Annotated in this window: 13 protein-coding genes; 4 read left to right on the top strand and 9 right to left on the bottom strand. The window is 70.8% G+C overall.

The window, feature by feature from the left end; translation table 11 throughout:
* Positions 1–19: 19 nt before the first annotated feature.
* Together acnA and ACWDSL_RS16455 are read right to left on the bottom strand one after the other, a co-directional pair.
* Positions 20–2737 carry an aconitate hydratase AcnA gene (acnA, locus tag ACWDSL_RS16460; RefSeq protein WP_450485864.1) on the bottom strand — a complete coding sequence of 906 codons (2718 nt, stop codon included), beginning with the start codon at positions 2735–2737 and terminating at the stop codon, positions 20–22.
* A gap of 152 nt (positions 2738–2889) precedes the next feature.
* Positions 2890–4329 carry a hypothetical protein gene (locus tag ACWDSL_RS16455; RefSeq protein ID WP_450485862.1) on the bottom strand — a complete coding sequence of 480 codons (1440 nt, stop codon included), beginning with the start codon at positions 4327–4329 and terminating at the stop codon, positions 2890–2892.
* Positions 4330–4417: 88 nt separating this feature from the next.
* Here ACWDSL_RS16455 and ACWDSL_RS16450 point away from each other — a divergent pair, with 88 nt between their 5' ends.
* The 3 genes from ACWDSL_RS16450 (at position 4418) to ACWDSL_RS16440 (ending at position 6944) form a co-directional block, all read left to right on the top strand.
* Positions 4418–5314, top strand: coding sequence for a YhjD/YihY/BrkB family envelope integrity protein (locus ACWDSL_RS16450; RefSeq protein WP_450485860.1), 897 nt, complete (start codon positions 4418–4420; stop codon positions 5312–5314).
* A gap of 58 nt (positions 5315–5372) precedes the next feature.
* Positions 5373–6287: a LysR family transcriptional regulator gene (locus tag ACWDSL_RS16445; protein ID WP_450485859.1), complete on the top strand. Its 915-nt coding sequence runs from the start codon at positions 5373–5375 to the stop codon at positions 6285–6287.
* A gap of 90 nt (positions 6288–6377) precedes the next feature.
* Positions 6378–6944 carry a Uma2 family endonuclease gene (locus tag ACWDSL_RS16440; protein ID WP_450485857.1) on the top strand — a complete coding sequence of 189 codons (567 nt, stop codon included), beginning with the start codon at positions 6378–6380 and terminating at the stop codon, positions 6942–6944.
* Between the two features lie 17 nt (positions 6945–6961).
* Here the strand turns inward: ACWDSL_RS16440 and ACWDSL_RS16435 are convergent, their stop codons facing one another.
* Both ACWDSL_RS16435 and ACWDSL_RS16430 read right to left on the bottom strand, forming a co-directional pair.
* Positions 6962–7324: a GntR family transcriptional regulator gene (locus tag ACWDSL_RS16435; protein ID WP_450485855.1), complete on the bottom strand. Its 363-nt coding sequence runs from the start codon at positions 7322–7324 to the stop codon at positions 6962–6964.
* A 1-nt stretch (position 7325) separates the two neighbouring features.
* The gene (locus ACWDSL_RS16430) at positions 7326–8324 is read right to left on the bottom strand and encodes a hypothetical protein (RefSeq protein ID WP_450485853.1); all 999 of its coding nucleotides are present in this window, start codon (positions 8322–8324) and stop codon (positions 7326–7328) included.
* A gap of 145 nt (positions 8325–8469) precedes the next feature.
* Here ACWDSL_RS16430 and ACWDSL_RS16425 point away from each other — a divergent pair, with 145 nt between their 5' ends.
* Positions 8470–9999, top strand: coding sequence for a UDP-N-acetylglucosamine 1-carboxyvinyltransferase (locus ACWDSL_RS16425; protein WP_450485851.1), 1530 nt, complete (start codon positions 8470–8472; stop codon positions 9997–9999).
* Positions 10000–10104: 105 nt separating this feature from the next.
* Here ACWDSL_RS16425 and ACWDSL_RS16420 read toward each other — a convergent pair whose 3' ends face one another.
* From ACWDSL_RS16420 to ACWDSL_RS16400, 5 genes are all read right to left on the bottom strand, one after another.
* On the bottom strand, positions 10105–11076 hold the full coding sequence (locus ACWDSL_RS16420; protein WP_450485849.1) for a cyclase family protein: 972 nt from the start codon (positions 11074–11076) through the stop codon (positions 10105–10107).
* Between the two features lie 15 nt (positions 11077–11091).
* On the bottom strand, positions 11092–11844 hold the full coding sequence (locus ACWDSL_RS16415) for an IclR family transcriptional regulator (RefSeq protein WP_450485847.1): 753 nt from the start codon (positions 11842–11844) through the stop codon (positions 11092–11094).
* A 106-nt stretch (positions 11845–11950) separates the two neighbouring features.
* Complete coding sequence (locus tag ACWDSL_RS16410) at positions 11951–12247, bottom strand: hypothetical protein (RefSeq protein WP_450485845.1); 297 nt, start codon at positions 12245–12247, stop codon at positions 11951–11953.
* Between the two features lie 14 nt (positions 12248–12261).
* A complete protein-coding gene (locus tag ACWDSL_RS16405; protein ID WP_450485843.1) occupies positions 12262–13599 on the bottom strand; it encodes a TRAP transporter large permease subunit in 1338 nt (445 codons plus the stop codon).
* The gene (locus ACWDSL_RS16400) at positions 13596–14987 is read right to left on the bottom strand and encodes an RraA family protein (protein WP_450485841.1); all 1392 of its coding nucleotides are present in this window, start codon (positions 14985–14987) and stop codon (positions 13596–13598) included. The genes ACWDSL_RS16405 and ACWDSL_RS16400 overlap by 4 nt, the downstream gene beginning before the upstream one ends.
* Positions 14988–15138: the final 151 nt, after the last annotated feature.

Genomic DNA, 15138 nt, shown 5'->3' with positions numbered 1-15138 from the left:
CCGTGAGGACTCGCCGGTCCTACTTCCGGATCAGCGAGCGCAGCACGTACTGCATGATGCCGCCGTTGCGGTAGTAGTCCGCCTCACCGGGGGTGTCGATGCGCACGACCGCGTCGAACTCGACGCCTGTGTCCGTGGTGACCTTGACGGTGCGCGGGGTGGTGCCGTCGTTCAGCTCGGTGACGCCCGTGACGGAGAAGGTCTCCTCGCCCGTCAGGCCCAGCGACAGCGCCGAGGCGCCCTCCGGGAACTGGAGCGGCAGCACGCCCATGCCGATGAGGTTCGAGCGGTGGATGCGCTCGTACGACTCGGCGACGACGGCCTTGACGCCCAGCAGCGCGGTGCCCTTGGCGGCCCAGTCGCGGGAGGAGCCGGAGCCGTACTCCTTGCCCGCCAGGATCACCAGCGGGATGCCCGCGGCCTGGTAGTTCTGCGACGCGTCGTAGATGAAGGAGACCGGCGCGCCCTCCTGGGTGAAGTCGCGGGTGTAGCCGCCCTCGGTGCCCGGCGCGACCTGGTTGCGCAGCCGGATGTTGGCGAAGGTGCCGCGGATCATGACCTCGTGGTTGCCTCGGCGCGAGCCGTAGGAGTTGAAGTCGCGGCGCTCGACGCCGTGCTCGGTGAGGTACTTGCCGGCCGGGGTGTCGGCCTTGATGGCACCGGCCGGGGAGATGTGGTCGGTGGTGACCGAGTCGCCGAGCTTGGCGAGCACCCGGGCGCCGGTGACGTCCTGGACCGGCGCCGGGTCCATGGTCATGCCCTCGAAGTACGGGGGCTTGCGGACGTAGGTGGACTCCGGGTCCCAGTCGAAGGTGTTGCCGGTCGGGATGGGCAGCGCCTGCCACTGCGCGTCGCCCGCGAAGACGTCGGCGTAGCTGGTGTTGAACATCTCCTGGCCGATCGCGGAGGCGACGACCTCCTCGACCTCCTTCTCGGAGGGCCAGATGTCGGCCAGGTGGACCGGGTTGCCGCTCTGGTCGGTGCCCAGCGCGTCCTTGGTGATGTCCACCTTCATGGAGCCCGCGATGGCGTACGCGACGACCAGCGGCGGGGACGCCAGGTAGTTCATCTTGACGTCCGGGTTGATCCGGCCCTCGAAGTTGCGGTTGCCGGACAGCACGGAGGTGACGGCGAGGTCGGCCTCGTTGACGGCCTTGGAGACCTCCTCCGGCAGCGGGCCGGAGTTGCCGATGCAGGTGGTGCAGCCGTAGCCGACCAGGTTGAAGCCGAGCTTGTCGAGGTACGGGGTGAGGCCGGCGCGGTCGTAGTAGTCCATGACGACCTTGGACCCGGGGGCCAGGGTGGTCTTGACCCACGGCTTGCGGGTCAGGCCCTTCTCGACGGCCTTCTTGGCCACCAGGGCGGCGGCGACCATGACGTACGGGTTGGAGGTGTTGGTGCAGGAGGTGATCGCGGCGACGGTGACGGCGCCGTGGTCGATCTCGTACTGGCTGCCGTCGGGGGCGATGACCGGGGTCGGCTTGGTCGGGACGCCGTTGTGGTCGAGCGCGGGGGCGTCGGAGGCCGGGAAGGACTCCTTGCCCGCCTCCTCGTCCTCGGCCACGTAGTTGCGGATGTCCTGGGCGAACTGCTCGGCGGCCTGGGCCAGGACGATCCGGTCCTGCGGGCGCTTGGGGCCGGCGATCGACGGGACGACCGTCGACAGGTCCAGCTCCAGCTTCTCGGAGAAGTCCGGCTCGGCGGCCGGGTCCAGCCACAGGCCCTGCTCCTTGGCGTACGCCTCGACGAGCGCGAGCTGCTGCTCGCTGCGGCCGGTGAGCTTGAGGTAGTTGATGGTCTCGACATCGATCGGGAAGATCGCGGCGGTGGAGCCGAACTCCGGCGACATGTTGCCGATGGTGGCGCGGTTCGCGAGCGGGATGGCGGAGACGCCCTCGCCGTAGAACTCGACGAACTTGCCGACCACACCGTGCTTGCGCAGCATCTCGGTGATCGTCAGCACCAGGTCGGTGGCGGTGGTGCCGGTCGGCAGCGAGCCGGTCAGCTTGAAGCCGACGACGCGCGGGATCAGCATCGAGACCGGCTGGCCCAGCATCGCGGCCTCGGCCTCGATGCCGCCGACGCCCCAGCCCAGCACGCCCAGGCCGTTGACCATGGTGGTGTGCGAGTCGGTGCCGACCAGGGTGTCGGGGTAGGCCTGGCCACCCCGGACCATGACGGTGCGGGCCAGGTGCTCGATGTTGACCTGGTGGACGATGCCGGTGCCCGGCGGGACGACCTTGAACTCGTCGAACGCGGTCTGGCCCCAGCGCAGGAACTGGTAGCGCTCCTTGTTGCGCCCGTACTCCAGCTCCACGTTCTGGGTGAAGGCGTCGGGGGTGCCGAAGCGGTCGGCGATGACCGAGTGGTCGATGACCAGCTCGGCGGGGGCGAGCGGGTTGATACGGGCGGCGTCGCCGCCCAGCTCCTTGACGGCCTCGCGCATGGTGGCAAGGTCCACGACACACGGCACGCCGGTGAAGTCCTGCATGATCACGCGGGCCGGCGTGAACTGGATCTCCTGGCTGGGCTGGGCGCTCGGGTCCCAGTCGCCCAGCGCGCGGATGTGGCCGGCGGTGATGTTCGCGCCGTCCTCGGTACGGAGCAGGTTCTCCAGCAGCACCTTGAGGCTGTACGGCAGACGGGCGGATCCCGCCACCTTGTCCAGCCTGAAGATCTCGTACGACTCGTCGCCCACCTGCAGCGTGCTACGGGCGTCGAAGCTGTTCGCCGACACGACAGTCTCCTTCATGCATGATCTCGCGCGTACTACCGCAATCCTGCCGCCCCATGTCCTCGCCCATCAGGTAAGGTCAGGCTTAGTTAGGCAAGCCTTACTGGTGCGGCCGCGGCGCGCCTTCCGGCGGATATCTCGATGTCAAGATAACCCTAATACATGGACCGCCGCACGGTGGGCTCGCACTGCCGTGATCCGTTTCTCATGTCCGCGAAGCCCGTGCGTCCCCGTACGCGACCCAGATGGCGATCACCCGCGCCTCCGCGCACCATGAGGATCATGCGAAGGAGGACCGCATGGACTCCTCGGGCACCCCCTCCTCCGAACAACCCCCGCTGAGCGCCACCGAGCGCCAGGAGTACGAGCGGCTGCGCAAGGCGGTCACCGTCCGCCACCGCCGACTGCGGTACGCGGGAGCGTCGCTGCTGCTGGTGCTTGCCGTGCTGCTCGCACCGCTCGCCGTGGTCGCCACCTGGGCGCATGAAGAAGTCTCCGACACCGACCGATACGTCCAGACCGTCGCGCCGCTGGCCGCCGACCCCGCCGTACAGACCGCGGTGACCGACCGGCTCACCAAACGCGTCGTCGACAACGTCGACGTCGCCGGGGTCACCGCCGCGCTCACCAAGGCCCTCGACCGGGTCGGCGCGCCGCCCCGGGTGGCCGACAGCGCGCGGCTGCTGACCGGGCCGCTGAAGACCGCCCTCACCACGGCCGTCCACGACGTGGTGGCCAAGGTGGTGCACAGCGACCAGTTCGCCCAGGTGTGGACCGCCGCCAACCGCCGGGCGCACGCCGCCGTGGTGAAGGTCCTCACCGGCGAGGGGCCCAGCGCCGTCCAGGCCAGGGGGAACACCATCGTCCTGGACATCGGCACCCTGGTCGACAACGTCAAACGCAGACTGGTCGACGCGGGCTACGAGAAGGCCGCGCACATCCCCACCGTGGAGCGGACGGTCCCGCTGCTGAAGACCGACAAGCTCGACAAGGCGCAGAACGCGATGCGGCTGCTCAATGTGCTGGGCGTCTGGCTGCCGATCACGGCGCTCGTGCTCGCCGCCCTCGCCGTGGGGACGGCCCCCGCGCACCGGGTGGCGCTGATGAGCGTGGGCATCGGCGTCGCGGTGACGATGCTGGTGCTGCTCGTCGGCCTCGCCGTACTGCGCCGGGTCTATCTGGACTCCGTCCCGCCCACCACGCTGCCCGAGGACGCCGCCGCCACCATCTACGACACCTTCGTGCGCTTCCTGCGCGAGTCCACCCGCACGATCCTGGTCATCGCGGTCATCACCGTGCTGTCCGGCTATCTGTACGGCCCCGGGCGCGGCGCCCGCGCCGTGCGCTCCGGGGCCGCCCGCGCCACCGGCGCCACCGGCCGGGCCCTGGCCCGCGCCGGTGTGCGTACGGGCGGTACGGGCAGCTGGCTGGACGGCCACCGCGGCTGGACCACCGGGGTCGTCATCGGCGGCGGCGCGCTCGCCCTCGTCCTGTGGAACCACCCCACCCCGGCGTCCGTGGCGCTCGTCCTGGGCGTCGTCGTCCTCGTCCTGGTGCTGCTGGGCATCGCCGCGGCGGCGGCGAACGGGCGTCACGAGCACCCGTTATCGGCGGTGGCGACAGCTGGAATGAATAGGCCGAGGCCGAGGCCGAGGTGGCAGCCTGGAACGCAGGAGGCAGGCGGTGAGTTCCGGCGGAGACGAACACCGGCCACCCCGGTTCGGCAGAGCACGGAGTGTCCTGGCCGCGGCGCGCTCCCCGTCAGTCGCCGGGCCGGTCGCCCGGCTGACGGAGCGGCTGCTGGCGGTCAACACTCTGGAGGCCGCCAGCCGACTGGCCGCGCAGGCGTTCCTGACCGCCTTGCCGCTGCTGATGGTGGTGGCGGCCTTCGCCCCCGAGGGCTGGAAGGGCCTGCTGGCGGACTCCGTGCGCTCGGTGGTCGGTGTGCACGGCAAGGCGCTGGAAGAGCTGCGCCGGGCGCTCGCCGCGTCCGGTACGACGAGGAAGCCCTCGGGCGCCGTGGGCCTCCTGGTCGCGCTGGTGTCGGCCACGGCCTTCAGCCGGGCCCTGCAGACGGTCTGCGAGCGGTGCTGGAACCTGCCCAAGGCGAGGATGCGCGTGGCGGCGTGGCGCTGGCTGCTGTGGGTGCTGGTCTGGCTGGCGGTGCTGTTCGTCCAGGCGCCGGTGCGCAGGGGCTTCGGCTTCGGGATCGTCTCGGGGCTCGTGCTGTCCCTGCTGTCGGCCGTCCTGCTGTGGTGGTGGACCCAGCACCTGCTGCTGGGCGGCCGGGTCGGCTGGCTGCCGCTGCTGCCGGGCGCGGTGCTCGCGGGCACCGGCACGGTCGCGCTGGGCTATGCCTCCCGTCTGGTCATGCCGCGGGCCATGAACCGCAGCCTCGCCGACTTCGGCCCCCTCGGCCCCGTCTTCACACTGCTGTCCTGGCTCATCGTGGTGTTTCTGATCGTGGTGGCGGGACTGGCGATCGGCCAGCTGGTGGCCTCCTCCGCCTGGTACGCACGGCTGGTCGCCCGGCCGCCGGACACCCCGGATTCGAACGCTCGCCCACGTGACGCTCCCTGAGCGTCAGGCGCCCGGAGATGAGGTCATCGGGGGCCGCGCGAGCCGGAATACTGAAGCGATGGATCCGCACCTGCTCCGCACCTTCGTGTCCGTGGCCCGCCGCGCGTCCTTCTCGGAGGCCGCCCGCGACCTGGGGTTCCCCCCGTCGGCCGTGTCCCGGCACATCGCCACGCTCGAAGCCGATCTGCGGACCACGCTGCTGACCCGGCGTCCGGTGGCGCCGACCGCGGCGGGCGCGCGGCTGCTGGAACACGCGGGCCCGCTGCTGCACCGGCTGGACGCGGCCCGCGCGGACGTAGAGCGCCTCGCCGGATCCACCACCGCCCGGCTGACGCTCGGCGCCTCGCCGCCCGCCATGACGCCCCGGGTCGCGGCGGCCCTGGCCGAGGTGCGCCGGGCCCACCCGGGCGTACGGACGGCCGTACGTCTCCTGTCCCGCGACGAGATCCCCGCGGCCATGGCCACCGGACAGCTCGACCTCGGCCTGACCGACGGCCTGACGGCGCCGGGCGACTCCCTGCCGCTGCCCGACCTCGGCCCGCTGTCCACTCTGCCCATCGCCGAGGGCGCGCTCGTCGTCCCCCTCCCCCTCGGCCACCCCCTGACCCGTCGCCTCGGCCTGCGCCTGACCGACCTCGCCGCCCCCCGCTGGCGCTGGCTCGACGCCCCCGACGCCGCCGTCCCCCTGCGCCACCTGCGCGCCGCCGGCGGCACCAACGGCTTCCGCGCCGCCCTGCGCTACGAGGGCACCGACGTACGGGCCCTCCTCACCCTCGTCGCCGCGGGCCACGGCCTGACCCTCCTCCCCCACTCCGCCACCAAGGGCGCCCCCGGCATCGTCGCGATCCCCCTGATCTCCCCCCGCCTCGTACACCGCGTCGAACTCCTCCACGGGACACCCCTGGACGACCCGGCGGCGGACTTCGCGGAGCTGGTGGCGGGGATCGTGGCGGGTGGTCACCTATACGAGTGACCGGCGGGACGAAACACCCCAGGTCGTGAAGGATTGCGATAGACCTTGTGCAGTCGTCATGCTGCTGTTATGTCGCCTGGTGGAGGACCGATGAGCGCACAACCCCATTCGGACACGGCTTCGTACGTGGCCGACGACCCCGAAACCGCACTGAAGTATGCGATCCAGCACGTCCGGGGGGACCGGGTGCAGATCGTGGAGGGGGTCATCGATCCATTGTCTCCGAGTTGGGATCACGAAAACGCGGCGGACCTGATCCGCGAGCAAATCGGGCCGACCCTGCGCAGGCTCGACTGCAGAGCGGGCTCGGGGGACCTGGACCTGCCCGGCAGCAACAACTGGTACGTCCCGGATCTCGCGGTCGTTCCTCGCGATCTCGTCAAGGGCGCCGGAGCATTGTTGCCCAACCAAACCCTGCTGGTAGTCGAGGTCACCTCGGACTCGAACGGGGACACCGACCGGATCGTCAAGCGCCGCCGCTACGCCGAGTACAGCGCCCCGCTGTATCTGCTGGTCGACCGGCAGGAGCGCACCTGCACTCTCTACAGCGAGCCCGGGGACCTGGGCTACACCGAGGTGCACGGCCCCCATCCGTTCGGGACCCCCATCCACCTCCCCGAACCGTTCGGCCTGGAGCTGGACACCTCCGAGTTCTGAGCCCGTTCCGCCCGCCCTCAGCCGCCGGTCAGACCGTTGCGCACCAGGGCCAGCAGTTCGTCGTCCGAGAGCCCGATCGCGCGGGCCTGGGTGACCAGGCCGTGGACGCCCTCGACGAGGCGGGCGCGGTCGGCGGAGGTGGGGGCGCCGGTGACGACGGCGCCGCGGCCGCGGCGCAGTTCGATCAGGCCCTCTTCGCGGAGCCGCTGGTAGCCGCGGAGGACGGTGTGCACATTGACGCCGAGGGAGTCGGCCAGGGCGCGGGCGGCGGGGAGGCGTTCGCCGGGGTGGACCGTGCCGTCGGCGATGGCGCGGCGTACGGAGGCGGCGATCTGGTCGCCGAGCGGGACCGGGGAGCCGGGATCGACTGTGAACAGCATGTCAGCTCGCGTCCATCGAGCGGCCCGCGCCGCGGTCCGCCGCCCGGTGGACGAGCGTGTTGAGCAGCGCCGCGGCGGTGCGGGCGTCGTCCACTGTCACCACGAACTCCTTGCCGGTGGTAAGCCGCAGACACAGCGCGTCCCCGGAGCGCAGCACCAGGCCGCTGCGCCCCGCCCTGATCCGGTAGCCCCAGCCGCCGAAGTCGTCGAACGCGCTCACCTGTCGGCTGGTGGCCTCCTCGATACGGCCGAGCGGCACCCGCAGCCGGGGCAGCCGGACGACGGGCGGGGACACGGTCAGGCCGCGCCGGTCGACGGTGACCCGACAGCCGGACAGCAACACGGCGATCACCCCCAGCACGGCCATCGGCAGCCCGATTCCCGGGCTCACCGTAAAGGCCAGCACCGCGCCCACGCACGCGAGGGCCAGCCCGACGCCGAGCAGCACGCGTGAGGTGACGGTGCGGGTCCAGCTGGCGACCTCGCTCTCGCGGAGCGGCAGCCGGTGCGGCTCTTCGGCGGGCTCCTCGGCGGGCGTGGCGTCCGCCCCGGCCAGCAGCCAGCCCAGCGCCGCGGCGGACAGCGCGCAGGCCAGGGCCACGGCCAGCTGCCACATGGGGAGGCGGACGTCGGCGGCGTCGGGGACGTCGGCGTTGGCGAAGAGCGTGGCGGGGAAGAGGTAGCCCAGCAGCCCCGACTCCCCGTACGCGAACGCGGCCATCAGGCGCAGCGAGCCGGTGCCCCGGCTGCCCCGGCCGCCCCGGCCGGAGCGGTGCACGAGGACGGCGAAGACCGCCCCCTGGACCCCGAGCAGGGCCATGGCCACCCCGACGAAGGAGCCCGCGCCGGAGAAGCCGTTGGCCTTGCCGCTCGCCGGGAAGTGGGTGGCGAGCGGGTCGGGGAGCCGGTCGCGCAGGGCGACGTACGTCGTGAGGACGGCGGCGCAGGCGAGGGCGAAGGGGAGGGCGATCACCAAGGTGCGACGCAGCGGTTGATGCATGGATGCCTCCTGGTCAGTTGTTCGTATCATAGTTGTTCGCATGCAACTAGAACAATGGGTTTGCCGGGCGGGGCCTCCGCCGCCCCCTCACCCGAACGCCACCCCCATCGCGCGCACATCTCATATCTGAGATAGCCTCTGCCGTATGACTGACGCCTACCTCTCCCGTATCGGCAAGCTCATCCGCGACGCCCGCCAGCATCGTGGCTGGACCCAAGCGCAGCTCGCGGAAGCGCTCAACACCAGCCAGAGCGCGGTCAATCGCATCGAGCGAGGCAACCAGAACATCAGTCTTGAGATGATTGCCAGGATCGGCGAGGCCCTTGACAGCGAGATCGTCTCGCTCGGATACGCGGGGCCGATGCATCTGCGGGTCGTCGGCGGCCGTCGTCTCTCGGGCGCCATCGACGTCAAGACGAGCAAGAACGCATGCGTCGCGCTGCTGTGCGCCACACTGCTCAACTCGGGCCGTACGACCCTGCGGAGGGTCGCCCGGATCGAGGAGGTCTACCGCATCCTGGAGGTGCTGGGCAGCATCGGCGTCCGCACCCGCTGGATCAACGACGGGGCCGATCTGGAGATCGTGCCGCCCGCCGAGCTGGACCTCGACTCCATGGACACCGAGGCCGCCCGCCGTACCCGCAGCGTCATCATGTTCCTCGGCCCGCTGCTGCACCGTATGCGGCAGTTCAAGATCCCGTACGCGGGCGGCTGCGACCTCGGCACCCGCACCGTGCAGCCCCACATGACCGCGCTGCGCCCCTTCGGCCTCGAAATCACCGCCACGGACGGGATGTACCACGCGCGGGTGGACCGCGAGGTGTCCCCGACCCGCGCGATCGTGCTGACCGAGCGCGGCGACACCGTCACCGAGAACGCGCTGCTGGCCGCGGCCCGGCACGACGGCGTCACCGTGATCCGCAACGCCTCCCCCAACTACATGGTCCAGGATCTGTGCTTCTTCCTGGAGGAGTTGGGGGTCAAGGTCGAAGGAATAGGGACCACCACGCTCACCGTGCACGGCCTCGCCGATATCGACCGGGACGTGGACTTCGCCCCGTCCGAGGACCCGGTCGAGGCGATGAGCCTGCTCGCCGCCGCGGTGGTGACGGAGTCGGAGCTGACGATCCGACGGGTGCCGGTGGAGTTCCTGGAGATCGAGCTGGCCGTACTGGAGGAGATGGGCCTCGACCACGAGCGCAGCGCCGAGTACGCGGCGGACAACGGCCGTACGCGGCTGATCGACCTGACCGTACGGCCCTCCAAGCTCCAGGCGCCCATCGACAAGATCCACCCGATGCCGTTCCCCGGCGTCAACATCGACAATGTGCCCTTCTTCGCGGCCATCACCGCGTCCGCGCAGGGCTCCACGCTGATCCACGACTGGGTCTACGACAACCGGGCCATCTACCTCACCGAGTTGAACCGCCTCGGCGCCCACGTCAAGCTCCTCGACCCGCACCGGGTACTGGTCGAGGGCCCGACCCGGTGGCGGGCGGCCGAGATGATGTGCCCGCCGGCGCTGCGCCCCGCGGTGGTGGTGCTGCTGGCGATGATGGCGGCGCCGGGGACGTCGGTGCTGCGCAATGTGTATGTGATCAACCGGGGTTATGAAGACCTGGCGGAGCGGCTGAACTCGATCGGCGCGCAGATCGAGATCTTCCGCGACATTTGATGTGCGGATACCGCCGGTATGCGGATACCGCCGCACCCGCTCTGACCTGCACTGATGCGGGTCCAGAGAGGGTGCGGCGGCGTCTCTGGGACTTCTCTGGCCATGTCAGCGCAGGGCGGTGGCGTTGGCGGGTGAGCCGACCCCTCCGGTCAGGTTGAGGGGCTTGACCGTGAGGAGGCTGTCCCACCGGCCGGTTGCCCGGCAGTCCTGGGCGAGGTCGCCGAGGTTCCACAACTCGCCCAGGGGCAGCCCCAGTTTGGCGATGAGTTCCTGGTGCATCATGCCGTCGTCCTCCGGTGCGCTGTGGTGGAAGTGGCTGCTGTCCAGCACGGGAAGGACCTCGACGGCGAAGGTGTCGGTGGCCATCAGGGCGATGCGGTGGTCCCAGCACCAGGCGGCGAAGGAACGGCTCTGGGCGAACCCGGTCGCGCGGCGCTTCGTACGAGTCTCGTCGCGCTGTGCGGGGTCGGCGGCGAGGTACCAGGCCGCCCAGCCGGTATGGATGAGGACCAGGTCACCTGGTTCGACCTCACAGCCCTGTGCGGCGAGCGCGTCGTCGAGGAGGCTCGTGGTCAGCGCGGGACCGTCGGCGTGGGACAGCGGGGTGCCGCGGTCCCTGAGCAGACCGTCGATGTCGATCAGCAGACCGCGGCCCGCCAACGGTGTCTCGGCCCACAGCTGAACGCCCAGGCGCGGAGTGCGGGGTGCGATCTCGTCGTCGGGGACGCCGTTGTAGAAGCCGAATCCGGAAGCCCGGCGGTGGCGCAGTCCGTCGATCTGCGTACTCGCCTGGAGATGGAAGTCGTCCAGGACGTCGTCGCGGGCCTGGTCGTGCTTGGCGGTGATGCGGTGACGGGGGATGCCGCGGGCCTTGGACATGGGCGGGTCGAAGGCGTCCAGCGCGTAGTCGAGGTTGAAGGCCCGGCCGTCGGTGACGCGGGCGGCCGCGCGGCGGATCTGCGGCGGGCCGGCGAAGTTGGCCATACCGCGTTCTGGCTGGTCGGCGAAGAGGTGCCAGCTGGATCCGGCGGGTGCGTCGGCACGTTCGGCGAGTTGCCGGTAGGTGGGCAGTGACACGTGGGCGGCTTTCGGTCAGGGGCAGCGGGCGGCGATCGCGACCGCTGCCCGGCGTACTTCGCTGATGAGGCGGGCGTGGTGGTCCTCGGTGAGTTCGCCACTGGGTCCACTGACACTGAGCGTGCCGAGGGCGTCGTCGCCGCGCAGGATGGGTGCGCTGACCGCGGTGACGTTCAGCGCGCGTTCGCTCAGAGACAGGGCGTATCCGTCCGTGTGGACCTGGTGGAGCTCCGCGGTCAGATCGTCGGCCGTGACCTGCTCGCCGGAGATCCGGGTGAAGGGCGTCGCCTGTTCGACGAACACCTTGCGGTCGGCCTCGGGCATCCAGGCGGCCAGCACCTTGCCCGCGCCCAGGTGCAGGGGGAGCTTTTCCCCGATGGGCAGCTGGTAGCGCAGCGGGTTGCGGCCCTGCACGCGGGCGATGAGCACGCGCGCCAGAGCGACGCGTACGAACAGGCTGGCGGTCAGGCCGGTGGTAGCGGCGAGTTCCTGGAGGACCGGGAGGGCGACCTGGCTGAGCCGGTTGTTGACCAGGAAGGCGTGGGCGGTGGCGACGGCGGCGGGGCCGGCGACGTATCCGGTGTCCTCCTTGGCGGCGTAACCACGGTCGACGAGCACATTGAGGATGCGCTGGGTGGTGGCGACGTGGAGATTGGCACGGCGCGCGATCTCGCTCAGGCGCAGGGGCTGCCGGCCGTCCTCCAGGACACCGAGCACGTCGAAGCCCCGGTCGAGGGAACGCATGGCGGATGCGGGGGTGGTGGCCATGGTGGGGCTCCTGGATGGTCTGCTCGGCACACTGAATCCTGATAGGGCTTATCAGCATGCGAGAGAGAGGGTGGATCGCACAAGATCCATCCAGGGAGCCGCCGCCTCATTCCGAGCCGGTCGCCGTGGTGACCGTCGTGGCCAAGGGGAGCGAGGAGTCCTCGTCCTTCGGGTCCTCGTCCTTCGGGTCCTCCTGCCTACGGTAGGAGAGGGCGAAGGAGAGGATGCCGCAGATGCTCGCCGCGATGCACATGGGCGGGCCGGCCTCGGCTTCCACGTCCGCGACCCACTGGGCGTCGCCGAGCACGATGCCGAGGGCCTGACCCACGACCACGACGAGTCCTCCGACGAGGAAGACCACGATGCTGAGGCGGAAGAGCTGTTGGAACACTCGGTGTGTCATGACGGGCCTCCGGTTCAGACGGGCAGAACGCCGGTGGCCACCGCGGCGCCGATGAGCAGGATGGGAACGCAGTAGTAGACGACCAGGGGGACGAAGGTGCGGGCCGGGTCGACGCCGGCGATGCCGCTGGCGACGTAGATGGGGGCGCCGGACGGGGGCGAGGCGCCCTCGGTCGAGGCGAAGATGAGCACGGCGACGCAGGCGGTGGCCGGCGGCACTCCGGCGCCGACGAGGGAGGAGACCGCGACCGGGCCGATGGCCGCCATGGTGGCGCTGGCGGTGAGCGGGATGGCCACCCCGACGACGAGCACGCCGACGAGGAGAGCCATGGCCCACCTGGGCGCGTCCACTCCGGCCAGGAGTTCGGTCAGCTGCTCGGGCAGCCCGAGTTCACCGAGCACGTTGGAGGCGGAGAAGGCGGCCACGATGGTGACGCCGATGACTCCGAACTGAGGTGCCGAATCGCCGATCACCCGCCACCACTCGCGCCCCGTGCGAGGCAGGTGACGTCGGCCCTGGATCAGGACCGTGGCGATCAGCAGGACGGGAATCCACGTGATCAGACTGATCGCGTCCGACATCTTCGCGCCGACCCAGTCACCGAGAGCGCCGCCGGAGGGGCCTCTGGTCAGCAGCAGCGGCACCACGATCCCGACGAACAGGAACAGGCTCGTCCAGCCCGCGCTCAGACTGGCCCGCAGGGGCAGCAGGTCGGCACGGTCCATGGCCTGGATCTTGTGACGGCGCACCATGACGAAGGCGGCGGCCATGCGATACCCCAGACACCACAACCCGCCCAGGAACAGCGGCAGCACGATGTCGTCGGTGGTGGCCAAGGACGCCACGCCGGCCGAGCCCATCAGGATGAACATGGTAGAGCTGAAGGGGAAGGTCACGCCCATACCGGCACCACCCGCGGCGACCGTGGCGGCGAGTTCGCCGCTGACCTTGGAGCGCTTCATCCAGGGGATCGTCACCGACCCGACCGCCGCGGTCACCGCCGCCCCGACATGGGCGATGGCGCCGAAGACGCCCGCGGCGACGGTGGAGGTGTAGATGGGACCGCCGCGCAGTCGGCCCAGCAGGGAGTTCAGGATGCTCAGCAGCTGGTCGAGCACCGGTGTGCGCGAGAGCAGATAGCTCATGAACACGAAGGCCAGGGCTGCGAAGGTGACCTCCTCCTGCATGGCCTCGGCCAGTCCGCTCCACATCACGTGCCGGATGTCGCCGCCGGCGAACAGGCCGGTGACCACGAAGCCGACGAGCAGCGCCTCGCCGATGTTGCGTTTGAGGACGGCGTTCCACACGATGATGGCCGCGATGTAGCAGCCCAGGGCCCATACGGCGATCACGACGTTCCTCCTGACGCTGCTGCGGCGGCGGCACGGATGCTGCTGCGCCTCCTGGCTTCCTCCGCCTCCACCTCACGGGCGGCGGCCAGCACCGACACCGCACGGTCGGCGGGGACGACCACGACACCGTCACCGTCCGCCGCCACGAGGTCCCCGGTACGGCAGACCACGCCGCCCACGGCGACCGGCTCCCCAACCCTGCCGGGCCCGAACTTGTAGGGACCCGCCGGGGTCACCGCGCGTGCCCACACGGGAAAGCCCATCTCGGCCAGGACCTCGACGTCACGGGCGGCCCCGTCCAGCACCATGGCCACCACGCCCCGCGCCCGGGCCCGCTCGGCGATCAGCTCGCCGATCAGCGCGCGAGAGGTGTCGCCCGCTCCGTTGACGACGATAACGTCACCGGGCTGAGCGATCTTGAGCGCCTCGTGGATGGCCTGGTTGTCCCCTGCCCGGGTCCACACCGTCAGTGCGCGGCCAACGGCTCGCGCGCCGGACCACACGGCACTGATGCCGGAGTCCAGCAGCCCCAGCCGGTCCATGGCGTCACCGATGTTCGCCGTGGCAAGGCCCTCGTAGCCGGACACCACCTCGGCCGTCGGACGCGTGGTGTCACGCAGCCCCTCGGGGCGGGCGGCCAGGGCGTGCAGCTCGCTGACGGCCCGGGGCAGTCCCGTGTCCAGGCCGAGCTCCGCCACGAGGTCGGCCGCCGCCGACGCCTCGCGCGCCCGGCGGTCGGCGTGCCGGTACGTCCCCTGGTACAGGCGGTCCAGGGTCACCTCGCCGTCGGCCAGCTCGGCCGCGATCTGCTCGCGGACCCAGTGTTCGTCGCCGGCCGCCCGCCCCGCGTCCACCGCCTGCACGATGACGGCTCCCAGCCCCTTCATGAACAGGCTGCGCAGCAGCTTGCGCGCGGAGGCGGCGCCGGGCTCCTCACCCACGTTCTCCACGGGAGCGCCAAGGCCGCCGAAGTGGTCGGCGACCGCCGGGCCCCCCAGGCCACTGGCCACCAGTGCCGTCCGGTGTCCGTACTTCGGCACCGACCCGATGACGGACACGTCCGCGAAGACCGCGCCGGACGCTCCGGCGATCACGCCCGCGATCTTCCGCTTCAGCTCCCGCGCCCCGGCGTTCATGTCCGCGTACACGGTCGCCGACCCCAGATGCGGGGCCGCCTCCTCCGCCACCTCGAGCGCTGCCTTCGCACCGGTCAGGCCGATCACCAGATCGCAGCCCCGCACCGCCTCGGCGACGGAGGCCGCCCGTTCGACGCCCTCGGGGGTGGGCACGGCGCCCGGGTCGACCCCGCACACCTGCCAGCCATGTTCGACGAAGCCGGACGCATACAAAGCCCCCGCCTCACCCAGGCCCAGAATGCCAACCTTCACAACGCCTTCTTTCTCATAGAGTGATAGGAGCTATCACTAAGTGCGCGAGAAGATTGCTTGGGTGTTACGCGAACGTCAAGAGCCAGCCAGATGATCGATCAAAATTGGCCATCGACAGGCCGCTGCGGCCACCGCGCCGTGGGAGCGGCGA

Source organism: Streptomyces sp. NPDC000941 (assembly GCF_053599555.1).
The sequence above is the reverse complement of the archived record's forward strand: the minus strand, read 5'-3'. Positions and strand labels throughout refer to the sequence as shown.